We start from the raw sequence: 22791 nt of genomic DNA, 5'->3' as shown, positions 1-22791 counted from the left end.
CTGCTCGGCGCTGGGTTTTTTCGGCGGCGTCGTTCCACCCCAGCCCTCGTCGCGCGGGCGGCCGCCGGCAGGCGTTTCGCGTCGGTGGGTGGGGGCTCGGTACGATTCAGCGCGGGCCCGATCGTGGCCCCTGCCGAATTCCTCCGAAGGAGCACCCGTGTCAGACGTCCGTGTGAGCATCAGCCGCGATTCCGCCGAGCGGGAAGAGCGGACGGTGACTACGGGGACGACGGCGGCCGAGCTCTTCGATGGGGATCGGAAGGTCGTCGCGGCTCGGGTGGGCGGGGAGCTCAAGGATCTGGCGTATGAGGTCGGGGACGGGGACGTCGTCGAGGCTGTGGAGATCTCCAGCCCCGACGGGCTGAATATTCTGCGGCACTCCACTGCGCATGTGATGGCCCAGGCCGTGCAGGAGCTCTTCCCGGAGGCCAAGCTCGGCATCGGGCCGCCCATCAAGGACGGCTTCTACTACGACTTCGACGTCGAGACCCCGTTCACGCCCGAGGACCTCAAGCGCATCGAGAAGAAGATGCAGGAGATCCAGAAGCGCGGACAGCGCTTCTCGCGCCGGGTGACGAGCGATGAGGACGCGCGGAGCGAGCTGGCCGCGGAGCCGTACAAGCTGGAGCTCATCGGGCTCAAGGGCGGCGCGGCGGAGGCCGCCGAGGGCGCGTCCGCGGAGGTCGGGGCCGGCGAGCTGACGATCTACGACAACCTTGACGCCAAGACCGGCGAGCTGTGCTGGAAGGACCTCTGCCGCGGCCCGCACCTGCCGACGACGCGGTTCATTCCGGCCTTCAAGCTGATGCGGTCCGCGGCGGCGTACTGGCGGGGGAGCGAGAAGAACCCGCAGCTGCAGCGGATCTACGGGACCGCGTGGCCGTCGAAGGATGAGCTGAAGGGCTATCTGGAGTTCCTGGCCGAGGCCGAGAAGCGGGACCACCGGAAGCTCGGGGCGGAGCTGGACCTCTTCTCGATTCCGGAGGACATCGGGTCGGGTCTTGCCGTCTTCCACCCCAAGGGCGGCATCATCCGGCGGGTCATGGAGGACTATTCGCGGCGGCGGCACGAGGAGTCGGGCTACGAGTTCGTCTACACGCCGCATGCGACGAAGGGGAAGCTCTTCGAGAAGTCCGGGCACCTGGACTGGTACGCGGACGGCATGTACCCGCCCATGCAGCTGGACGAGGGCACGGACTACTACCTGAAGCCCATGAACTGCCCCATGCACAATCTTATTTTTGATGCGCGTGGGCGGTCTTATCGGGAACTGCCGCTGCGGCTCTTCGAGTTCGGGACCGTGTACCGGTACGAGAAGTCGGGTGTCGTGCACGGGCTGACCCGGGCCCGGGGCTTCACCCAGGACGACGCGCACATCTACTGCACCAAGGAGCAGATGGCGGACGAGCTCGACTCGCTGCTGACCTTCGTGCTGAACCTGCTGCGCGACTACGGCCTGGACGACTTCTATCTGGAGCTGTCCACCAAGGACCCGGAGAAGTTCATCGGGTCCGACGAGGTGTGGGAGGAGGCCACCGCGACGCTGCGGAAGGCCGCCGAGAAGCAGGGGCTCGAGCTGGTCATGGACCCGGGGGGCGCCGCCTTCTACGGGCCGAAGATCTCCGTGCAGACCAAGGACGCGATCGGCCGGACCTGGCAGATGTCGACGATCCAGGTCGACTTCAACCTGCCGGAGCGCTTCGACCTCGAATACACGGCGGCGGACGGGTCGCGGCAGCGGCCGGTCATGATTCACCGGGCGCTGTTCGGGTCGATCGAGCGGTTCTTCGCCGTGCTGCTGGAGCACTATGCCGGTGCCTTCCCGGCGTGGCTGGCGCCCGTGCAGGCGACCGGGATCCCGATCGGCGACGAGCATGTGCCGTATCTGCACGACTTCGCCGCCGAGGCGAAGCAGCAGGGGCTGCGGGTCGAGGTCGACGGGTCGTCGGACCGGATGCAGAAGAAGATCCGGAACGCGCAGAAGTCGAAGGTGCCCTTCATGATCATCGCTGGTGACGATGACATGGCGGCGGGCGCGGTGTCCTTCCGCTACCGCGACGGCTCGCAGAAGAACGGCATCCCCAAGGCCGAGGCGATCAAGGAGATCGTGGACGCGGTGGAGCGCCGCGTGCAGGTCTGACCATATGCTGGCCCGCATGAACAACGAGCCGGAGCAGCAGATCGGGGTGGGGTCCCCGGACGCGTTTCAGCGGCTGTGGACCCCGCACCGGATGGCGTACATCCAGGGAGAGAACAAGCCGAGCGGCCCTGGGGCCGAGGACGGCTGCCCGTTCTGCTCGATTCCGGCGAAGTCCGATGAGGATGGCCTTGTCGTCGCGCGTGGTGAGTTCGTCTACGCGGTGCTGAATCTGTATCCGTACAACGGTGGGCATCTGATGATCGTCCCGTTCCGGCACGTGGCGGATTACACGGAGCTGAGTGCCGAGGAGACGATTGAGCTCGGGGAGCTCACCAAGCAGGCTATGCGGGCGCTGCGGGCGGCTTCCGGGGCGCATGGGTTCAACATCGGGATGAATCAGGGGACGGTGGCGGGGGCGGGCATCGCCGCGCATCTGCATCAGCACATCGTGCCGCGGTGGGGTGGGGACACGAATTTCATGCCCGTGGTGGGGCATACGAAGGTGCTGCCGCAGTTGTTGGCGGATACGCGGTGGATGCTCGCGGAGGCGTGGCCTCGGGATTAGCGGCTCCGGACGGGCTTGAAGCGGCCACCCCTCCCACCGCCGTCAGGCAGCCGTTGCCTTGGCCAGGGCCTGTTCCACGTCCGCCCACAGGTCCTCCGGGTGTTCGATCCCGACCGCCAGGCGGATCGTGCCCTCTGCGATGCCCATCGCCGCCAAGGCGTCCGCGTCCAGCTGGCGGTGGGACGTGCTGGCCGGGTGCATGACGAAGGTCTTTACGTCGCCCAGCGATGGGCTGAGCAGCGCCAGGTTGACGGATTCGATGAAGGTCCTTCCCGCCTCCCGGCCCGCCGCGATGTCGAAGGAGAGGAGGCCGCCTGTGCCGTTCGGCAGGAGGCGCCTTGCGCGCTCGTGGTCCGGGTGGTCCGGCAGGCCCGCGTAATGGACCCGGCTGACGGCCGGGTGCGCGGTCAGGCGTTCCGCCAAGACCTGCGCCGTCGCGGACTGGCGTTCCACGCGCAGTGCCAGGGTCGACAGGCCGCGTAGCGTCAGCCATGCCGCGAAGGGGTCGAGGGTGGCGCCCTCCTCCGTTACGTGTTCCCAGACCCGGTGGCGGAGGGCCGCGTCGCGGAAGACCGCTACGCCGCCGAGGACGTCCGCATGGCCGCCGAGGTATTTCGTCGCCGAGTGGATGACGATATCCGCGCCGTGCTCGATCGGGCGGCAGAGCACGGGTGTTGCGAAGGTGCTGTCGACCACCCCGGTCACGCCGGCCTCCGCCGCGACCGCGAAGAGGGCGGGCAGGTCGGAGACCGCCGTAGTCGGGTTGGCGAGCGTCTCCAGGTACAGGACGCGGGTGCGGGGGGTCAGCGCCGCCCGTACCTCCTCCGGGTCCGTGCCCGACACGTACGTCACGGACACGCCCCAGCGCGCCGCCAGGTCCTCGAAGGCGGCGTACGTGCCGCCGTACAGGCTGCGCTGGGCGATCACATGGTCGCCGGAGGCGAGCAGCGTGCGCAGGACGCCGTTGATCGCGCCCATGCCGCTCGCGAAGGCGAGGCCGCCCACGCCGCCCTCCAGGGCGCTGACCGCCTGCTCCAGCGCACGCACGGTGGGGTTGCCGAAGCGGCTGTAGAGGAAGGCGCCGTCGGGGGTGTGGAAGGCCGCCACCATGTCGTCCGCCGTGTCGAATGCGAAGACGTGGCTCTGGTGCAGGGGGGTGGCGATCGGGTGGCTGCCGGTGGGGGCGGGGTCGGCCGGCGGGTGGACGGTGCGGGTCTGGAAGTGGTGCGCGTCGTCGGTGCTCATGGGGGAAGTCTTGCCGAGAATTGGGTTGCCATGACAGGGCCAATGACGGCAGATTGGTTCGCCATGGAGGCTGGGGACGACATTGATGGTCTGGTCGGCGCGCTCGGGCGCTGGTCGACAGGGCGCGGGCCGCTGTATCTGCTGCTGGCCGGGCGGATCCGGGAGCTGATCGACGAGGGGCGGCTGCGGGCCGGCGCGCTGCTGCCGCCGGAGCGGACGCTCGCCGCGGCGCTCGCCGTCGGGCGGACGACGGTGGTGGCCGCGTACGGGGCGCTGCGCGCCGAGGGGCGGATCGTACGGCGGCAGGGGAGCGGGACCCGGGTCGCCGAGGCCGCGCTGGTGCCCGGCGGCATTGCCGAGACCGACAACCCGCTCTTCATGCATCTGCTGCAGCCGCCCGACGGGGTCATCCTGCTGAGCTGCGCCGCTCCCGACGGGGCGCCGAGCGAGCTGCGGGAGGCGTACGCGCGGATGGAGCTGCCCGGGCGCGGGCTCGGGTATCACCCGGCGGGGCTGCCCGAGCTGCGGGCCGCGATCGCGGCGCGGTACGGGGCCCGTGGGGTGCCTACCTCGCCCGAGCAGATTCTCGTCACGACCGGCGGTCAGCAGGCGTTGTCGCTGCTGACGCGGCTGCTCGTCGGGCCCGGTGACCGGGTGATGGTCGAGGCGCCTGCCTATCCGGGTGCCCTGGATCTGCTCCGCGAGGCCGGGGCGGTCCTGCGGCCGGTGCCAGTCGGGCCCGACGGGGTGGATCCGGAGGCGGCGGTACGGGTGATGAGCGAGGAGCAGCCTGCCCTTGCGTACGTCGGGTCCGTTCATCAGAACCCCACCGGCCGGGTGCTGCCGCCGCTCGTCGGGCAGCGGATCGCGGCGGCCGCCGCCCGTAACGGAGTGCCGCTCATCGACGACGAGGTGCCGGCCGAGCTCGCCTTCTCCGGCGATGCCCCGCCGGTGATGGCCGCGTACGCCGCCGATGTCATCAGCGTCGGCTCGCTCAGCAAGGCCGTGTGGGGCGGGCTGCGGATCGGGTGGGTGCGGGCGTCCGCCGCGATGGTGCTGCGGCTGGCGCGGCTGAAGGCGGTGCACGACCTGGGCACCGACGTGCCCGCCCAGCTCGCCGCCGCCGACCTGCTCTCCGGCCTCGACACCCTGCTCGCCCGCCGCCGCCGCGAGCTCCGGCACGGGCACGATCACCTGCGTGAGCTGCTGGCGCGGCGGCTGCCGGAGTGGGACTGTCCGGCGGTGCGGGGCGGGCAGACGGTGTGGGTGCGCTTGCCGTACGGGGACGGCGTGGCGTACGCGCAGGTGGCGCTGCGCCATGGCGTCGGCGTGCTGCCCGGTGTCTGCCTGGACGCCGGGGGCGGCAATCGGGACCGGCTGCGGCTGCATTTCGTCGCTCCGGACGAGGTGCTCACCGAGGCCGTCGAGCGGATGGCGGTGGCCTGGGCGGCGTACGACGGGCGCGGCGCGCGGGGCGGCACGGGGGCCGCTGTGCTGGGCGGGATCACCGTGTGAGGGCTGCACCGGACGGGCTTGTTGTTACGCGTCGTACAAGTCCGCCCTCCGCGGCTCCGCCCCCTGCACCTGCGCCGACAGGAACTTCGACCGGTTGTCGAAGTTCTCGATGCTCGCGCCGTGTTCCTCCAGGACCTTCATCGCCGCCGTATGCACCACCCGCAGCACCGGCGTCGCGGCGCGCAGCGCGTCGTCCGCCATGAAGCGGTGGCGCCATGGCTTGTCCGCCCATACGTGGCGGAGGCCGAAGGGCTCAGGGAGTTTCAGCTTGCCGCCGAGGAAGTCCAGCAGCGGGGGGATCCAGGTGAACGGCGCCCGCGCCGACAGCCGGACCACTTCCTGCGCCTTCACCAGCGGCAGCGTCTTGGTCTTCGTCTCCCAGAACTTCACGCTCCGGGAGACCTCCTTCTGCTCCGGCTTCGGCTTGGTGGTGAAGAGCGAGTGGACCGGGCCGAGAGCATGGCCGGTGACCTCGATCCGCAGCGTGTTGTGCAGCACCGTGACCGTGATCAGCAGGGTGATGACCAGCTGGCCGTCCCACAGGGTGAACTGCACGCCGAGGTAGTGCCTGTTGCCGCTGCCGAACTGCTGCTCATTGCAGATCCGCTGGATCTCGAAATCCTTTATCTGATACCCGTCGACCTCGGCGCCCTTCGGCCGCGCCACCTCCGAGGCCTTCTCACCCACGGGGGAGACCACCCAGTGCTTTATCGACGGCGCCGGGAAGCCGCCGGTGTGCAGCGGGCTGCGCTCCAGCAGCTTCAGCTGGGCCTGGATCGACTTGATGACATCCCAGCTGCGGAACGGGTGGATCTCCGTGTCCGCATCGCGGGGCACCAGGTCCTCGGCCATCTGCCAGGCGCCCCAGCGCGTGCCCATGCCCAGTATTCCCTTGGGGCCCGCGTAGAAGACGATGTTGCTCTGCTGCTCCGCGGAGAGCTGCGCCAGGCTGCGGCGGAGTTTCTCAGCGCTGGATTCGCCGGGATTACGGGGCACGGCCTCCGGGATCTTCGCCGGTACGCCGCCGCCGGAGAGCAGGCCGCCCCAGCGGGAGCGGAGGTCCTTCGCGTACTTCTCGCAGACCTGCTTCGCCCACAGCCAGCCGACCACCGGGGCGATGACGGCGGCCCGCGCGTAATAGCCCCAGAAGCCGCCGATCGGGAAGCGGATGAACAGGATCAGCGCCAGCACGCCGAAGGCGACCATCGCGGCGGCCCCGAGCGCCCCGGCCCGCTTGTCCTTGGCGCCGGCGATCGTCCGGCGCAGCTGGAAGGCGCCCAGCCACAGCAGCGTGCCCGGCAGGAAGAGCAGGCCGAAGACGCCCATCAGCGCGCTCAGCCGGGCGTCCCGCTCGCGGCGGATCCGGTTGGCCGCCAGGCAGTGCTCGACGACCGCCTGCGGCTCGGTGCCGAAGGACTGGATCATCTGCTTGCGGGCGCCGCCGAGCATCCGGACCTGGACGGCGCGGGCGAAAGCCTCGCCGAGGTTGGGCTCGAAGAGGGACAGCTTGCCCTTCTTGAACTCCGACTTGGCCCAGTCGTTGTCGGCCTTCATCAGGCCGTTGACGTCTCCGTCGCGGTAGGCGGCGGAGGCGAGCGCATGCGTCGCAGCGGTCTGGCCCGCGGCACCGGAGAGCGGAATCTCCGCCCCGGGCCGCAGGTCCAGATCCATGCCGTCGAATGACGTCGCCACTACCGCCCCCACGGGATTCAACTACTGCCTTGCCTGCACAGCTTGTGCCCAAGGCTACCGAGGGTGAACCTCACTCGCCTTCCTGTTCACGGATCTTCGCGGCGAGCTGCGGCGGCATCGGCTCGTGCCGGGCGTAACTCCGGCTGAACCGGCCGGTGCCGTGGGAGATGGAGCGCAGGTCGACCGCGTACCGGCCGATCTCGATCTCCGGGACCTCCGCGCGCACCAGCGTGCGCCCGCCCGGGGACTGCTCCGTACCGACGACGCGGCCTCGCCGCCCCGACAGGTCGCTCATCACCGGGCCGACATATTCGTCCGCCACCAGCACCTGCAACTCCGCCACCGGCTCCAGGAGATGGATCTGCACCTGGGCCGCGGCCTCGCGCAGCGCGAGCGCGCCCGCCGTCTGGAAGGCGGCGTCGGAGGAGTCGACCGAGTGGGCCTTGCCGTCGAAGAGCGTGATCTTGATGTCCACCAGCGGATAGCCGGTTGCGACACCCTTGACGGCCTGGGCGCGTACGCCCTTCTCCACCGACGGGATGAACTGCCGCGGCACCGACCCGCCGACCACCTTGTCCACGAACTCGATGCCGGAGCCCTGCGGCAGCGGCTCCACCTCGATCTCGCAGATGGCGTACTGGCCGTGGCCGCCCGACTGCTTCACATGCCGCCCGCGCGCCGTCGCCTTGCCGGCGAACGTCTCGCGCAGCGACACCTTGTGCGGTACGGCGTCGACCTGAACGCCGTAACGCGTCCGCAGCCGCTCCAGCGCCACGTCGATGTGCGCCTCGCCCAGGCACCACAGGACGACCTGCCCGGTGTCCTGGTTCTGCTCCAGGCGCATCGTCGGATCCTCGGCGACCAGCCGGGACAGGCCCTGGGAGAGCTTGTCCTCGTCCTGCTTGGTGTGTGCCGCGATCGCCACCGGAAGCAGCGGATCCGGCATCACCCACGGCTCCATGAGGAGCGGATCCTCCTTGGCCGAAACCGTGTCGCCGGTCTCCGCGCGGGTCAGCTTGCCGACGCAGGCGATGTCACCCGCGATGGCCTCAGGCAGCGTCCGCTGCTGCTTGCCGAACGGGGACGTGAGCGCCCCGATCCGCTCGTCCACATCGTGGTCCTCATGGCCGCGGTCCTCCAGACCGTGCCCGGAGACGTGCACCGTGGCGTCCGTACGCAGCGTGCCGGAGAAGACCCGCAGCAGCGACAGCCGGCCCACGTACGGGTCGGACGACGTCTTGACCACCTCGGCGGCCAGCGGCCCCTTCGGGTCGCAGGTCAGCGGCGGCCGCGGGGTGCCGTCCGGGGTCGTAACGGCCGGGATCTCGCGCTCCTCCGGCGTCGGGAACCCGCCGGTGATCAGCTCCAGCAGCTCTACGGTCCCGAGCCCCTGCGTGCCGTCCTCAGGGGCGTGCGCCGCCGCCAGCACCGGGTGGAAGACGCCGCGCGCGACCGCCTTCTCCAGGTCCTCGATCAGCGTCTTGAGCTCGACCTCCTCGCCGCCGAGATAGCGGTCCATGAGGGTCTCGTCCTCGCTCTCGGCGATGATCCCCTCGATGAGCCGGTTCCTGGCCTCCTCGATCAGCGGCAGATGCTCGTCGTCCGGCGGCCGCTCCACGCGGGCCCCGGACGAATAGTCGAAGATCCGCTGGCTCAGCAGCCCGATGAGGCCCGCGACGGGCGCCGTGCCGTCGGCGGCCTCCTCGCCGTGCAGGGGGAGGTAGAGCGGCAGCACCGCGTCCGGGTCGTCGCCGCCGAAAACCCGCCGGCAGATCGCGGTCATCTCGTCGAAGTCCGCCCTGGCCGCGTCCAGGTGCGTGACGATCAAGGCGCGCGGCATGCCGACCGCCGCGCACTCGTCCCAGACCATGCGGGTCGCGCCGTCCACGCCGTCCGCCGCGGAGACCACGAAAAGGGCCGCGTCCGCTGCCCGCAGACCGGCCCTCAGCTCTCCGACGAAGTCGGCGTATCCCGGGGTGTCCAGCAGATTGATCTTGATGCCCTTCCACTCGACCGGCACCAGGGACAGCTGCACGGAGCGCTGCTGCCGGTGCTCGATCTCGTCGTAGTCGGACAAACATCCGCCGTCCTCGACCCGGCCCGCGCGCTGCACCGCTCCCGCGGTCTGCGCCAGCGCTTCGACCAGCGTCGTCTTCCCGGACCCGCTATGGCCGACCAGCACCACGTTCCGAATGGAGGAGGGCCGGGCGGCCGCCGCTGCCCTGCCGGCGGCTCCGGGGTGTGCACTCGATTTGTCACCCATGTGTAGTCCCGCCTTCCGAGGTTCGACACCTTCGGCTCATTCGAGCTTTCCACCGGGCTCACGGTGCGTCCATAGATGTCACACGGGGCGCGATCGTCCTTTTCCGCCGCGGGATCCATCGGCGGAGGTGACTCCCCGGCCAGGCGGGTGTACCCGCACGGCAGCGGCACCCGCTGCGTGGCTACGATGGGCCAGCCCCGCAGCAAAAGCGCTGCCTCTGCCGAACCTCGGGAAGGCCATGCTGAACAAGTACGCGCGTGCATTCTTCACGCGTGTTCTCACGCCGTTCGCCGCTTTTCTGCTGCGCCGGGGGGTCAGCCCAGACACGGTGACGCTCCTGGGCACGCTGGGGGTCATGGCGGGCGCCCTGATCTTCTATCCGCAGGGCGAATTCTTCTGGGGCACGGTCGTCATCACGCTGTTCGTGTTCTCCGATCTCGTCGACGGCAATATGGCCCGGCAGTCCGGCGTCTCCAGCCGCTGGGGCGCCTTCCTCGACTCCACCCTCGACCGGGTCGCCGACGCGGCCGTCTTCAGCGGCATCGCGCTCTGGTACGCGGGCGGCGGCAACAGCGTCATGATGTGCGCCGTGACCCTGTTCTGCCTGGCCAGCGGCCAGGTGGTGTCGTACACGAAGGCGCGCGGGGAGTCGATCGGGCTGCCGGTCAATGTCAACGGGCTGATCGAGCGGGCCGAGCGGCTGGTGATCACGCTGGTGCTCGCCGGGCTCTCCGGATTCGACAAGTTCGGCGTCCCGTACATCGAGGTGCTGCTGCCGATCGCGCTGTGGATCGTCGCCGTGGGCAGCCTCATTACCCTGGGACAGCGGGTCGTCACCGTGCGGCGGGAGTCCGCCGAGGCCGACGCCGCCGAAGGGGGAGGGGCCGCGGTATGAAGGAACGCCTCACCGACGGGCTCTACGGCGCCGGCTGGGCCGGCGTGAAGAAGCTCCCGGAGCCCGCCGCGCGGGCGCTCGGCCGGCAAATCGCCGACGCCGCCTTCCGGCGCGGCGGCAAGGGCGTCCGCAGACTGCGCTCGAACCTCGCCCGGGTCCGCCCGGACGCCACCGCACCCGAGCTCGCCGAGCTGACCCGCGCCGGGATGCGCTCGTACCTGCGCTACTGGATGGAGTCCTTCCGCCTCCCCGCCTGGCCCAAGGACCGCATCCGCACCGGCTTCGAGCCCAAGGACGTACACCTCCTGGAGGAGGGCCTGGCCTCCGGCCGCGGCATAGTGCTCGCGCTGCCGCACATGGGCAACTGGGACCTCGCCGGCGCCTGGGTGACCACCAAGCTCGGCGTCCCCTTCACCACCGTCCAGGAGCGGCTCAAGCCCGAGACGCTCTACGACCGCTTCGTGGCGTACCGCGAATCCCTCGGCATGGAGGTGCTGCCGCACACCGGCGGCCGCGCCTTCGGCACCCTCGCCAAGCGGCTGCGGGACGGCGGCCTGGTGTGCCTGGTCGCGGACCGCGACCTGTCGGCGTCGGGCGTCGAGGTCGACTTCTTCGGCGCTACGGCACGGATGCCGGCGGGGCCCGCGATGCTCGCGCAGCAGACCGGCGCGCTGCTGCTGCCGGTGACGCTCTGGTACGACGACTCGCCGGTGCTGCAGGGCCGCGTGCATCAACCCGTGGAGGTGCCGGAGACCGGCAGCCGCGTGGAGAAGACCAAGGTCATGACGCAGGCCATGGCGGACGACTTCGCGTCCGGCATCCGCGACCACCCCGAGGACTGGCACATGCTCCAGCGCTTCTGGCTCGACGACCTGGAGCCCGCCCACCGCGAGGCGCTGAGGGAGCCGCGGTGAGGGTCGGGATCGTCTGCCCGTACTCCTGGGACGTGCCGGGCGGCGTCCAGTTCCACGTCCGCGACCTGGCCGAATGGCTGATCGAGGCCGGGCACGAGGTCTCGGTCCTCGCGCCCGCCGACGACGAGACGGTGCTGCCGCCGTACGTGGTCTCGGCGGGCCGCGCGGTCCCCGTCCCGTACAACGGCTCGGTCGCCCGCATCAACTTCGGCTTCCTGTCGGCCGCGCGGGTGCGGCGCTGGCTGCACGAGTGGGACTTCGACATCCTGCACATCCACGAACCGGCCACCCCGTCGCTCGCCCTGCTGGCGTGCTGGGCGGCGCAGGGCCCGATCGTCGGCACGTTCCACACCTCGAACCCGCGCTCCAAGACGATGATCGCGGCGTACGGCATCCTGCAGTCCGCGCTGGAGAAGATCAGCGCCCGGATAGCGGTCAGCGAGTACGCCCGCCGGACCCTGGTCGAGCACCTCGGCGGCGACGCGGTCGTCATCCCGAACGGCGTCGACGTCGGCTTCTTCGACGACGCCGAGCCGAAGCCCGAGTGGCAGGGCGGCACGATCGGCTTCATCGGCCGCATCGATGAGCCGCGCAAGGGGCTGCCGGTGCTGATGGCGGCGCTGCCGCGGATCCTGGAGGCCCTGCCGGAGACGCGGCTGCTGGTCGCGGGGCGCGGCGACGAGGAGGAGGCGGTGGCGGGGCTGCCGCCCGAGATGCGCTCGCGCGTCGAATTCCTCGGGATGGTGAGCGACGAGGACAAGGCGCGGCTGCTGGCCAGCGTGGATGTGTACGTGGCGCCGAACACGGGGGGCGAGTCCTTCGGGATCATCCTCGTCGAGGCGATGTCGGCGGGCGCGCCGGTGCTGGCGTCGGACCTGGATGCCTTCGCGCAGGTGCTGGACGGGGGCGAGGCGGGCGAGCTCTTCGCGAACGAGGACGCCGAGGCGCTGGCTGAGAAGGCCGTCGCGCTGCTCGGCGACCCCGCGCGGCGGGACGAGCTGCGCGAGCGGGGCAGCCGGCATGTGCAGCGCTTCGACTGGTCGACGGTCGGGGCCGACATCCTCGCGGTGTACGAGACGGTGACCGCGGGCGCGACGTCGGCGGTCGCCGAGGACGAGGGCTCGTCGGGCCGGTGGATGACACGCTTCGGGCTGGCGCGGGACCAGGCGGGACGGGACTAGTCCGCCCGGGTGCGCGACGGTTGGGCAGGGCGTAACCGCTAGCCTTTGGCGACGTGACCACCCTCATCACCATCGCGGCCGTACTAGCCGTCGTCGGCATCTACCTCAGCTGGACCGCCGGGCGGCTCGACCGGCTGCACGCGCGCATCGACGCGGCTAAGGCGGCCCTGGACGCGCAGCTGGTGCGCCGGGCGTCAGTGGCGCAGGAGCTGGCCACCAGCGGGCTGCTCGACCCGGCGGCGTCCATCGTCGTCTACCAGGCCGCGCACTACGCCAGACAGGCCGAGACCGACCAGCGCGAGGTCGCCGAAAGCGAGCTCAGCCAGGCGCTGCGCGCCGTATTCGAGCAGCCGCAGCAGGTGGAGGCGGTACGGGACGCGCCCGGCGGCGAGGAGGCGATCACGGAGCTGGCGGCGGCGGCGCGGAAGGTGCCGATGGCGCGGCGGTTCCACAATGACGCGGTGCGGGCGGCGCGGGCGCTGCGGCGGCACAAGAAGGTGCGGCTGTTCCGGCTGGCGGGGTACGCGCCGTTTCCGCTGGCCTTCGAGATGGACGACGAGCCGCCGGCGGCGCTGATGGAGCGGGCGGCGGCGCGGTGAGAGGGCTGGGTTCGTCGCGGTGAGCGGGCGGGCGCCGCGGCGAGCACGCCACGGCTTCGCGATTGGCTCTTTCCCCGGCGGGGCGGGCTGCGCTTCGCTTGGTGTGGCGTAGGGCGCCCGACCTGCGGTCGGAGTCCCGTCCGAACGCGCCTACGATAGATACATCGCTTTATCCGTCACCGTAGTGAGGTCACACCGTGTCCACCGAGAACCAGTCCCCGACCCCTGAGACCGGCACCGCCCGCGTGAAGCGCGGCATGGCCGAGCAGCTCAAGGGCGGCGTGATCATGGACGTCGTCACGCCCGACCAGGCGAAGATCGCCGAGGACGCGGGTGCGGTCGCGGTGATGGCGCTCGAGCGCGTCCCCGCCGACATCCGCAAGGACGGCGGCGTCGCCCGGATGTCCGACCCGGACATGATCGAGGGCATCATCGAGGCCGTCTCCATCCCGGTCATGGCGAAGTCCCGCATTGGCCACTTCGTCGAGGCCCAGGTCCTGCAGTCCCTCGGCGTCGACTACATCGACGAGTCCGAGGTGCTGACCCCGGCCGACGAGGTCAACCACTCCGACAAGTTCGCCTTCACCACGCCGTTCGTGTGCGGCGCGACGAATCTCGGTGAGGCGCTGCGGCGCATCGCCGAGGGCGCGGCGATGATCCGCTCGAAGGGCGAGGCCGGCACCGGCAACGTCGTCGAGGCCGTCCGCCACCTGCGCCAGATCAAGGGCGACATCGCGAAGCTGCGCGGTTACGACAACCACGAGCTGTACGCCGCGGCGAAGGAGCTGCGCGCTCCGTACGAGCTGGTCGCGGAGGTCGCTCGGCTCGGCAAGCTGCCGGTCGTGCTCTTCTCCGCGGGCGGCGTGGCCACCCCGGCGGACGCCGCGCTGATGCGCCAGCTCGGCGCCGAGGGCGTCTTCGTGGGCTCCGGCATCTTCAAGTCCGGCGACCCGGCGAAGCGCGCTGCCGCGATCGTGAAGGCGACGACCTTCTTCGATGACCCGAAGATCGTGGCGGATGCGTCGCGGAATCTCGGCGAGGCGATGGTCGGCATCAACATCGACACGCTGTCGGAGACGGAGAAGTACGCTGGCCGCGGCTGGTGATTCCCGCTAGAGGCTGATCCGCTCCGCAGGCCCCTGCACCGGGGGCTCCGCCCCCGGACCCCCGCATCGGCGCTCCGCGCCTCGTCCTCAGACGCCGGACGGGCTGGAATTGGCGCTCCGCGCCAACCCAGCCGCTCTCAAGCCCAGCCGCTCTCAAGCCCGGCCGGCGCTTGAGGCCGAGGCGCGCAGCGCCAATAACAGCCCGTCCGGCGTTTGAGGACGAGCGCCGCCAGGCGCGATCCGCGCGTAGCGCGGAAAACCCGAAGCAGCACGAGAGGTACACCTTGTCCGCACCCCGCATCGGCGTCCTCGCCCTCCAGGGCGACGTCCGCGAGCACCTCGCCGCCCTCACCGAGGCCGGCGCGGAAGCGACGAGTGTCCGGCGCCCCGAGGAGCTCGCGGCCGTCGACGGCCTGGTCATCCCGGGTGGCGAGTCCACCACGATGTCCAAGCTCGCGCACATCTTCGGCCTGATGCAGCCCCTCCGCGAGCGCATCCACGCCGGCCTCCCGGCGTACGGCTCCTGCGCCGGCATGATCATGCTCGCCGACAAGATCCTCGACCCCCGCTCCGGGCAGGAGACCATCGGCGGCATCGACATGATCGTGCGGCGCAACGCCTTCGGCCGCCAGAACGAGTCCTTCGAAGCCGCCATCGACGTCGACGGCATCGAGGGCGGCCCGGTCGAGGGCGTCTTCATCCGCGCTCCGTGGGTGGAGTCGGTCGGCGCGAGCGCCCAGGTGCTGGCGGCCGTCGACGGGCACCCCGTCGCCGTACGGCAGGGGAGCCTGCTCGCCACCTCCTTCCACCCCGAGCTGACGGGGGACCACCGGGTCCACGAGCTGTTCGTCGCGATGGTGCGCGACGGACAGTGACGGGATCCCGGTAGGATCGCGTCATTCAGTCAGGACCCTTTACGCGTCGTTGAATGGAGCACTGCCGTGTCCGGCCACTCAAAGTGGGCAACCACCAAGCACAAGAAGGCCGTGATCGATGCCAAGCGAGGCAAGCTCTTCGCCAAGCTGATCAAGAACATCGAGGTCGCCGCCCGAACCGGGGGCGCCGATCCTGACGGCAATCCCACCCTCTTCGACGCCATCCAGAAGGCCAAGAAGTCGTCGGTCCCGAACAAGAACATCGACTCCGCCGTCAAGCGCGGCGCGGGCCTCGAGGCCGGCGGCGCCGACTACGAGACGATCATGTACGAGGGCTACGGCCCCAACGGCGTCGCCGTCCTGATCGAGTGCCTGACGGACAACCGCAACCGCGCCGCCTCCGACGTCCGCGTCGCCATGACCCGTAACGGCGGCTCGATGGCCGACCCGGGCTCGGTGTCGTACCTCTTCAATCGCAAGGGCGTCGTGATCGTCCCGAAGGGCGAGCTGGACGAGGACGACGTCCTCGGCGCCGTCCTCGACGCGGGCGCCGAGGAGGTCAATGACCTCGGCGAGTCCTTCGAGGTGCTCAGCGAGGCCACCGACCTGGTCGCGGTGCGCACCGCCCTGGTCGACGCCGGGATCGACTATGACTCCGCCGACGCCAACTTCGTCCCCACCATGCAGGTGGAGCTGGACGAGGAGGGCGCGAAGAAGATCTTCAAGCTGATCGACGCGCTGGAGGACAGCGACGACGTGCAGAACGTCTTCGCCAACTTCGACGTCTCGGACGAGGTCATGGAGAAGGTCGACGCGTAAACCCTCGCGGGCAGGCACCGCCCCGCTTCACCGCCGTTGTCGGTGCGAGCCGATAACCTGCACTGACGTACGACGGTGAAGGGGGAGTGGCGGTGCGCGTGCTCGGGGTTGACCCGGGGTTGACCCGGTGCGGTGTGGGTGTCGTGGAGGGCACGGCGGGCCGGCCGCTGAAGATGGCCGGCGTCGGCGTCGTCCGTACGCCCGCGGACGCCGACATCGCCGAGCGGCTGCTGCTCATCGAGCAAGGGCTCGAAGCATGGCTCGACGAGCACCGCCCCGACGTCGTCGCCGTCGAGCGCGTCTTCAGCCAGCACAATGTGGCCACCGTCATGGGCACCGCCCAGGCCAGCGCGGTCGCGATGCTGTGCGCCGCCCGCCGCGGGCTGCCGGTCGCGCTGCATACCCCCAGCGAGGTCAAGGCCGCCGTCACCGGCTCCGGCCGGGCCGAGAAGGCCCAGGTCGGCGCCATGGTGCAGCGGCTGCTGCGGCTCGCCGCGCCGCCGAAGCCCGCCGACGCGGCGGACGCCCTCGCCCTCGCCATCTGCCACATCTGGCGCGCCCCCGCCCAGGACCGGCTGCGCCAGGCCGCCCGGCTCCAGAAAGGCTCCGTCCGTTGATCGCCTTCGTCAGCGGCCCCGTGGCCGCCATCGCCCCCGACCAGGCCGTGCTCGAGGTCGGCGGCGTGGGCATGGCCGTCCAGTGCACGCCGAACACCATCTCCACCCTCCGCATCGGCCAGGAGGCCAAGCTCGCCACCTCCCTTGTCGTACGGGAAGACTCCCTCACCCTCTACGGCTTCGTGGACGACGACGAGCGGCAGGTCTTCGAGCTGCTGCAGACCGCGAGCGGGGTCGGCCCGCGGCTGGCCCAGGCGATGCTGGCGGTGCACTCACCCGACAATCTGCGGCTGGCCGTATCCACCGGCGACGAGAAGGCGCTGACCGCCGTCCCCGGCATCGGAAAGAAGGGCGCCCAGAAGCTGCTGCTGGAGCTCAAGGACCGCCTCGGCGAGCCGCTCGGCACGGGCGCGCATGTGGTGCGCCAGGGCGCCGCAGCCCCGGCCCCCGGCTGGCGCGAGCAGCTGCACGCCGCCCTGACCGGCCTCGGCTACGCCCCACGCGACGCGGAGACCGCCGTCGAGGCGGTGGCTCCCCAGGCCGAGGGGACTGACCCGCATGTGGGCACGCTGCTGAAGGCCGCCCTCCAGACGTTGAACCGCGCCCGATGACCGCCACCCGCGAGCGAAAGGGCCAGGCGCCTCACCCCCGCGCACTTGCCGCACAGTTCAGCGGGCGGGCAGGTGGGCACGACCCGCAACCCTGCACCCGAGGTGAGGCGACAGCATGACCGGCGACGAATCCCGCCTCGTAGAGGCCGGCGCGACCGTCGAGGACGATGCCGTCGAAGCCGCCCTTCGCCCCAAGTCGCTGGACGAGTTCATCGGCCAGCATCGCGTACGGGAGCAGCTCGACCTCGTCCTCAAGGCCGCCCGCCAGCGCGCGGCCACGGCCGATCACATCCTGCTCTCCGGCGCCCCCGGCCTCGGCAAGACCACCCTCGCGATGATCGTTGCGGCCGAAATGGCGGCGCCGATCCGGATCACCTCAGGACCGGCCATCCAGCACGCCGGCGACCTCGCCGCGATCCTCTCCTCCCTCCAGGAGGGCGAGGTCCTCTTCCTCGACGAGATCCACCGGATGTCCCGGCCCGCCGAGGAAATGCTGTACATGGCGATGGAGGACTTCCGGGTCGACGTGATCGTCGGCAAGGGCCCCGGCGCCACCGCCATCCCCCTGGAGCTCCCGCCCTTCACCCTCGTCGGGGCCACGACCCGCGCCGGCCTGCTCCCCCCGCCCCTCCGCGACCGCTTCGGCTTCACCGCCCACATGGACTTCTACGAGTCCGGCGACCTGGAGCTGGTCGTCCACCGCTCCGCGGGCCTGCTCGACGTGACCGTCGACCCCGCGGGCGCCGCCGAGATCGCCGGCCGCTCCCGCGGCACCCCGCGGATCGCCAACCGCCTGTTGCGCCGCGTCCGCGACTATGCGCAGGTCCGGGCCGACGGCGACGTGACCAGCGACATCGCCTCCAAGGCCCTGGATGTGTACGAGGTGGACGCCCGCGGCCTCGACCGCCTCGACCGCGCCGTCCTCGGTGCGCTGCTCAAGCTCTTCGGCGGCGGCCCCGTCGGCCTCGGCACCCTCTCGGTCGCCGTGGGCGAGGAGCGCGAGACCGTCGAGGAGGTCGCCGAGCCCTTTCTCGTACGGGAAGGGCTGCTCGCGCGGACGCCGCGCGGGCGGGTCGCGACCCCGGCGGCGTGGGCGCATCTCGGGCTCGTACCGCCGCAGTCTCACGGTGTGCAGCAGGCCATGTTCGACGAGTAACGAGAACGAGTGACGGGAAAGGGGCGCTGAGCAGCGCCGGAAAGCCGGTCCGGCGCGGGGACTCGCCCCCGCAGGAACGGTAATGCCATGCTGGTCGTTGTCCATCAGACGCGGACTCGCTTAGACTCCGCCGACGCCATCCGCTCATTCGGACGGCACCAGCCCGCAGCACACCCCCAATACCAGGCCGCTGACGACGCGGTCACGCGAAGGAAATTCCGGACACCGTGGATATCGTGACTCTCCTGCCGTTCATCGTGCTCATCGGGGCCATGTTCCTGATGACGCGGTCGGCGAAGAACAAGCAGCGCCAGGCCTCGCAGATGCGGGAATCGATGCAGCCGGGCTCCGGCGTGCGGACCATCGGCGGCATGTATGCCGTGGTCAAGGAGGTCCAGGACGAGGCGGTGACCCTTGAGGTCGCCCCCGGCGTGCACGCCATTTATGCGAAGAACTCCATCGGTGCCGTCCTCGACGACGCGGAGTACAACCGCATCGTGCACGGCGCCGCGCCGGAGACCGAGGTCTCCGCGCCGGACGACGCCTCCAGCCTGACCGACCCGGTGGACGAGCCCGCCGAGGAGACCGACGCCGACGAGAGCGTCGACCTCGACAAGCGCTCCGCGGACGCCGACGCCGACGACGCCGCGCAGGATGCCGACGCGCAGGACGGCAAGAAGGACGGCGGCTCCGCCGCGAAGTAGCCAAAGAGCCTCACCCGTGGCCCGGGCGCCTCATCCCGGGCCTTGGGGCGGTTAGGCTGCATAAGGCACGTCCTCGCCGACGGCACAACTTCGCGTGCGCGCAGTGGGCAGCTCCCCGGCGTGCGTCTGGACAGGAGAATCGAGAAGGTGGCAGCACCGAACAGGGGTCAGAAGAGGGCCCGGGCAGCACAGGGCAGGCCGGGCCGGACGCTGGTCTTCATGCTCATCGCCTTGGTCGCGCTGACCGGGGGAATCTTCTTTGCCCCGAAGCAGACGCCGCGCCTCGGCATCGACCTCGCCGGCGGCACCAGCATCACGCTGGAGGCGAAGGAGCTCGCCGGTAAAAAGGGCGCGATCAACAAGAAGAACATGGACACGGCGGTCGGGATCATCGAGCGCCGCGTCAATGGTCTTGGCGTCTCCGAGGCCGAGGTCCAGACGCAGGGCGACCGGCACATCATCGTCAACATCCCCAAGGGCACCAACCAGAAGACGGCGCGCGAGCAGGTCGGCACGACCGCGCAGCTGTACTTCCGCCCGGTGCTGACGGTGGCGGACGCGGCCGCGCAGAAGCAGCCGGAGAAGAAGCCGGACCCGACGCCCAGCGCGTCGAGCAGCGGCAAGGGCGACGACAAGAAGTCGCCGAGCCCCTCCGACAGTGCCACCAAGCAGGGCCGTGCGCTCAGCGAGGGCCTGAAGCAGGCCGACGCCCAGGACGACCCGTCCAAGACGCCCAAGCCCGGCTCCTCCGACGCCAAGAAGCAGCAGGAGCAGCTGGAGGAGCAGCTCAAGCAGCAGCAACAGCAGCAGCAGCCGCCCGGTGTCCCCGCCGACGTGGCGAAGAAGCTCGAGAAGCTGGACTGCACCAGCCAGGAAGCGCGCTCGAAGGCCAGCCAGGACGTGGCCTCCTCGAAGACGACCGACACCGTCGTCGCCTGTGACGAGAAGGGCCAGGCCAAGTACGCGCTCGGCCCCGTCAAGGTCGAGGGTGTCGACATCAAGAAGGCGCAGGCCACCTTCGACCAGCAGAGCGGTTCCGGCTGGATCGTTGAGATGCAGTTCAACGACAAGGGCACCAGCAAGTTCACCAAGGTCACCACCGAGCTGTCGAAGCAGCAGCAGCCGATGAACCAGTTCGCCATCGAGCTCGACGGCGAGGTCATCTCGGCCCCCTCGGTGAGCAACCCGATCCCCGGCGGCAACGCCCAGATCTCCGGCAGCTTCACCCAGGAGTCCGCCGACTCGCTGGCCAACGTGCTCTCCTACGGCGCCCTGCCGCTGTCCTTCGAGGAAGCCTCGGTCGACACGGTCTCCGCGGCCCTCGGCTCCGACCAGCTGCACGCCGGCCTCATCGCCGGCGCCATCGGCCTGGCGCTCGTGGTCATCTACCTGGTCGCGTACTACCGCGGTCTGGCGCTCGTCGCCATCGCCTCGCTGATCGTCTCCGCGATCCTCACGTACACGCTGATGACGCTGCTCGGCCCGGCCATCGGCTTCGCGCTGAACCTGCCGGCGGTCTGTGGCGCCATCGTCGCGATCGGCATCACCACCGACTCGTTCATCGTGTACTTCGAACGCATCCGAGATGAGCTACGGCATGGCCGTACGCTCCGGCCATCGGTGGAACGCGCCTGGCCACGCGCCCGGCGCACCATCCTTGTCGCCGACTTCGTGTCGTTCCTGGCGGCCGCGGTGCTCTTCGCCGTGACCGTCGGCAAGGTGCAGGGCTTCGCCTTCACGCTGGGCCTCACCACCATCCTCGACGTCGTGGTGGTCTTCCTCTTCACGAAGCCGCTGATGACGCTGCTGGCCCGGCGCCCGTTCTTCGCGGACGGCCATCCCTGGTCCGGACTCGATCCGAAACGTCTGGGGATCAATCCACCGCTCCGCCGCCGCGGCAGGCGTTCCGCGCCGGGCACCGGCCCCATCGACCCGAAGGAGGCGTGAGATGTCGAAGCTCGGTCACATCGGCGCCAGGCTGCACCGCGGCGAGATCGGTTACGACTTCGTCGGCAAGCGGTTCCTCTGGTACGGCGTCTCCATCCTGATCACCATCGTCGCCATCGCCGGCTTCCTGGTGCGCGGGCTCAACATGGGCATCGAATTCGAGGGCGGCGCGGTCTTCACCACGCCGAAGACGAGCGTCACGGTCACCCAGGCCCAGGACACCGCCGAGAAGGTCTCCGGCCACACCGCCATCGTCCAGGGGCTCAGCGGCGACAAGCTGCGGGTCCAGGTCAGCGGCGTGGAGACCGGCCAGTCCGACAAGGTCCGCGAGGCCCTTGCCGAGCAGGTCGGCGTCTCCACCGACAAGATCGACGCGCAGCTGGTCGGGCCGAGCTGGGGTGAGCAGATCGCCAACAAGGCCTGGCAGGGTCTATGGATCTTCATGGTCCTAGTGGTGATCTATCTGGCCATCGCCTTCGAGTGGCGGATGGCGGTCGCCGCGCTGATCGCGCTGATCCATGACCTGACGATCACGGTCGGCGTCTACGCACTGGTCGGCTTCGAGGTCACGCCGGGCACGGTGATCGGTCTGCTGACCATTCTCGGTTATTCGCTGTACGACACGGTGGTGGTCTTCGACGGTCTGAAGGAGACCTCGAAGGACTTCACCAAGCAGACCAAGTTTAACTACCGCGAGCTGGCGAACCGCTCGCTCAACGGCACGCTGGTGCGATCCATCAACACCTCGGTGGTCGCGCTGCTGCCGGTCGCCGGGCTGCTGTTCATCGGCGGCGGCGTGCTGGGCGGCGGCATGCTCAACGACATCGCCCTGTCGCTGTTCGTCGGCCTCGCGGCCGGTGCGTACTCCTCGATCTTCATCGCCACTCCGCTGGTCGTGGACCTCAAGGAGCGGGAGCCGGAGATCAGGGCGCACACGAAGCGGGTCGCTGCGCGGCGGGCGGCGGATGCGCGGTCGGGTCGTACGGAGGAGGACGACGAGCCGCAGGACGTCGTGCCGGACGACGAGGACGAGGACGACGGTGCGGAGCCGGCTGCCGCCGGGGGTGTGGTCGGACAGCGGGTTCGTACGACTGGGCCGCGGCGGCAGCCGCCGTCGCGAAGCCGTGGTCGGGGGCGGCCGTCGGGTAAGCGGCGCTGAGCGTCGGCTGCTGCCGGGTTGCGCGGTGCTTGGCGTCGGCCGCCGCCGGTTTGCGTTGACAGGCTGTACCCACCCGCCCGCCCGTTGCTGTGTGCAGCAACGGGCGGGCGGGTGGGATTTTTTGCGTACGACGCGGCCGCGCCTTGGGCGCCTAGGCCAACCGACGGGGTGCCGCGCCTTGGGCGCCTAGGCCAACCGACGCGGTGCCGTACCTTGGGCGCCAAGGTGAACCGACGGGGTGCCGGTCCTTGGGCGCCGGGGCCAGCGGCGGGGGCCGCACCATGAGTGGCGGGGTCAACGGTGTCGGGCTTCTCTTGGCGTAGGGTCAGGGGACATGCCGAGCTCTCCCGTCACCTGTCCCTGTGGTTCCGGTTCCGCGTACTCGGAGTGCTGCGGTCGGTATCACTCCGGCGCCTCCGCCGCGCCGACCGCCGAGGCGCTGATGCGCTCGCGCTATGCGGCCTTCGCCCAGCGCGACGCGGCGTATCTGCTGCGCACCTGGCATCCGCAGACCCGGCCGCCGCGCGTCGACTTCGACGGCGGGCTGACCTGGACCGGGCTGCAGATCCTCGGCACCGCCGAGGGCAGCCCCTTCCACCGGACCGGCACCGTCACCTTCGCCGCCCGCTACCGCCGCACCGGCGACGGCACCGGCGAGATGCGCGAACGCAGCCGCTTCGCGCGGCATGAGGGCGCGTGGGTGTACGTGGACGGGGACGTGTCGCGCTCCTGAGCGGCGCCTCCCGTCCCTGCCGCAGTCACGCGGCGCCCGTCCCTGCCGCAGTCGC

20 protein-coding genes are annotated in these 22791 nt (G+C 70.4%); 17 read left to right on the top strand and 3 right to left on the bottom strand.

The genetic code is table 11. The features are described from left to right. Window positions 1-157: 157 nt before the first annotated feature. Window positions 158-2140, top strand: a complete 1983-nt coding sequence (thrS, locus tag ACNNMR_RS05975) for a threonine--tRNA ligase (protein ID WP_419993468.1) — start codon at window positions 158-160, stop codon at window positions 2138-2140. A 4-nt stretch (window positions 2141-2144) separates the two neighbouring features. Then, window positions 2145-2705 (top strand): HIT family protein, encoded by a 561-nt coding sequence (locus tag ACNNMR_RS05970; protein WP_419993467.1) that lies wholly within the window; start codon window positions 2145-2147, stop codon window positions 2703-2705. A 42-nt stretch (window positions 2706-2747) separates the two neighbouring features. On the opposite strand, the gene ACNNMR_RS05965 is transcribed toward ACNNMR_RS05970, so the two are convergent. Then, window positions 2748-3950, bottom strand: a complete 1203-nt coding sequence (locus tag ACNNMR_RS05965) for a trans-sulfuration enzyme family protein (protein ID WP_419993466.1) — start codon at window positions 3948-3950, stop codon at window positions 2748-2750. Window positions 3951-3992: 42 nt separating this feature from the next. On the opposite strand from ACNNMR_RS05965, the gene ACNNMR_RS05960 reads away from it, so the two are divergent. Continuing rightward, the gene (locus ACNNMR_RS05960; RefSeq protein WP_419993465.1) at window positions 3993-5465 is read left to right on the top strand and encodes a PLP-dependent aminotransferase family protein; all 1473 of its coding nucleotides are present in this window, start codon (window positions 3993-3995) and stop codon (window positions 5463-5465) included. Between the two features lie 24 nt (window positions 5466-5489). On the opposite strand, the gene ACNNMR_RS05955 is transcribed toward ACNNMR_RS05960, so the two are convergent. Both ACNNMR_RS05955 and ACNNMR_RS05950 read right to left on the bottom strand, forming a co-directional pair. Next, window positions 5490-7136 (bottom strand): hypothetical protein, encoded by a 1647-nt coding sequence (locus tag ACNNMR_RS05955; protein ID WP_420000271.1) that lies wholly within the window; start codon window positions 7134-7136, stop codon window positions 5490-5492. A gap of 91 nt (window positions 7137-7227) precedes the next feature. Then, window positions 7228-9420 carry an elongation factor G-like protein EF-G2 gene (locus ACNNMR_RS05950; RefSeq protein ID WP_419993464.1) on the bottom strand — a complete coding sequence of 731 codons (2193 nt, stop codon included), beginning with the start codon at window positions 9418-9420 and terminating at the stop codon, window positions 7228-7230. Window positions 9421-9658: 238 nt separating this feature from the next. Between ACNNMR_RS05950 and pgsA the strand changes: the two genes are divergently transcribed. From pgsA to ACNNMR_RS05880, 14 genes are all read left to right on the top strand, one after another. Further along, window positions 9659-10315, top strand: a complete 657-nt coding sequence (pgsA, locus tag ACNNMR_RS05945; protein WP_419993463.1) for a phosphatidylinositol phosphate synthase — start codon at window positions 9659-9661, stop codon at window positions 10313-10315. Next, window positions 10312-11229, top strand: coding sequence for a phosphatidylinositol mannoside acyltransferase (locus tag ACNNMR_RS05940; RefSeq protein WP_419993462.1), 918 nt, complete (start codon window positions 10312-10314; stop codon window positions 11227-11229). The genes pgsA and ACNNMR_RS05940 overlap by 4 nt, the downstream gene beginning before the upstream one ends. Continuing rightward, window positions 11226-12410 carry a glycosyltransferase family 4 protein gene (locus tag ACNNMR_RS05935; RefSeq protein ID WP_419993461.1) on the top strand — a complete coding sequence of 395 codons (1185 nt, stop codon included), beginning with the start codon at window positions 11226-11228 and terminating at the stop codon, window positions 12408-12410. Before ACNNMR_RS05940 ends, ACNNMR_RS05935 begins: the two co-directional genes overlap by 4 nt. A gap of 53 nt (window positions 12411-12463) precedes the next feature. Continuing rightward, the gene (locus ACNNMR_RS05930; protein ID WP_419993460.1) at window positions 12464-13009 is read left to right on the top strand and encodes a hypothetical protein; all 546 of its coding nucleotides are present in this window, start codon (window positions 12464-12466) and stop codon (window positions 13007-13009) included. 197 nt (window positions 13010-13206) lie between these two features. Beyond that, window positions 13207-14115 carry a pyridoxal 5'-phosphate synthase lyase subunit PdxS gene (pdxS, locus tag ACNNMR_RS05925; protein ID WP_419993459.1) on the top strand — a complete coding sequence of 303 codons (909 nt, stop codon included), beginning with the start codon at window positions 13207-13209 and terminating at the stop codon, window positions 14113-14115. 284 nt (window positions 14116-14399) lie between these two features. After that, window positions 14400-14990, top strand: a complete 591-nt coding sequence (pdxT, locus tag ACNNMR_RS05920; protein WP_419993458.1) for a pyridoxal 5'-phosphate synthase glutaminase subunit PdxT — start codon at window positions 14400-14402, stop codon at window positions 14988-14990. A gap of 66 nt (window positions 14991-15056) precedes the next feature. Then, the gene (locus ACNNMR_RS05915) at window positions 15057-15809 is read left to right on the top strand and encodes a YebC/PmpR family DNA-binding transcriptional regulator (RefSeq protein WP_419993457.1); all 753 of its coding nucleotides are present in this window, start codon (window positions 15057-15059) and stop codon (window positions 15807-15809) included. Between the two features lie 92 nt (window positions 15810-15901). Next, window positions 15902-16426, top strand: a complete 525-nt coding sequence (ruvC, locus tag ACNNMR_RS05910) for a crossover junction endodeoxyribonuclease RuvC (RefSeq protein ID WP_419993456.1) — start codon at window positions 15902-15904, stop codon at window positions 16424-16426. Next, complete coding sequence (gene ruvA / locus ACNNMR_RS05905) at window positions 16423-17037, top strand: Holliday junction branch migration protein RuvA (protein WP_419993455.1); 615 nt, start codon at window positions 16423-16425, stop codon at window positions 17035-17037. Before ruvC ends, ruvA begins: the two co-directional genes overlap by 4 nt. Window positions 17038-17152: 115 nt before the next feature. Continuing rightward, window positions 17153-18193, top strand: a complete 1041-nt coding sequence (ruvB, locus tag ACNNMR_RS05900) for a Holliday junction branch migration DNA helicase RuvB (protein WP_419993454.1) — start codon at window positions 17153-17155, stop codon at window positions 18191-18193. Window positions 18194-18420: 227 nt separating this feature from the next. After that, entirely contained in the window at window positions 18421-18897 is a 477-nt protein-coding gene (gene yajC, locus ACNNMR_RS05895) for a preprotein translocase subunit YajC (RefSeq protein WP_419993453.1), read from the top strand. Between the two features lie 147 nt (window positions 18898-19044). Beyond that, complete coding sequence (gene secD, locus ACNNMR_RS05890) at window positions 19045-20844, top strand: protein translocase subunit SecD (RefSeq protein WP_419993452.1); 1800 nt, start codon at window positions 19045-19047, stop codon at window positions 20842-20844. Window position 20845: 1 nt separating this feature from the next. After that, window positions 20846-22003: a protein translocase subunit SecF gene (gene secF, locus ACNNMR_RS05885; protein ID WP_419993451.1), complete on the top strand. Its 1158-nt coding sequence runs from the start codon at window positions 20846-20848 to the stop codon at window positions 22001-22003. 334 nt (window positions 22004-22337) lie between these two features. Next, a complete protein-coding gene (locus ACNNMR_RS05880; RefSeq protein WP_419993450.1) occupies window positions 22338-22736 on the top strand; it encodes a YchJ family protein in 399 nt (132 codons plus the stop codon). Window positions 22737-22791: the final 55 nt, after the last annotated feature.

The sequence above is a fragment of the Streptomyces boninensis genome (assembly GCF_048572725.1).
Taxonomy (GTDB): domain Bacteria; phylum Actinomycetota; class Actinomycetes; order Streptomycetales; family Streptomycetaceae; genus Streptomyces; species Streptomyces boninensis.
This window is presented reverse-complemented; position numbering and strand designations above follow the sequence as displayed.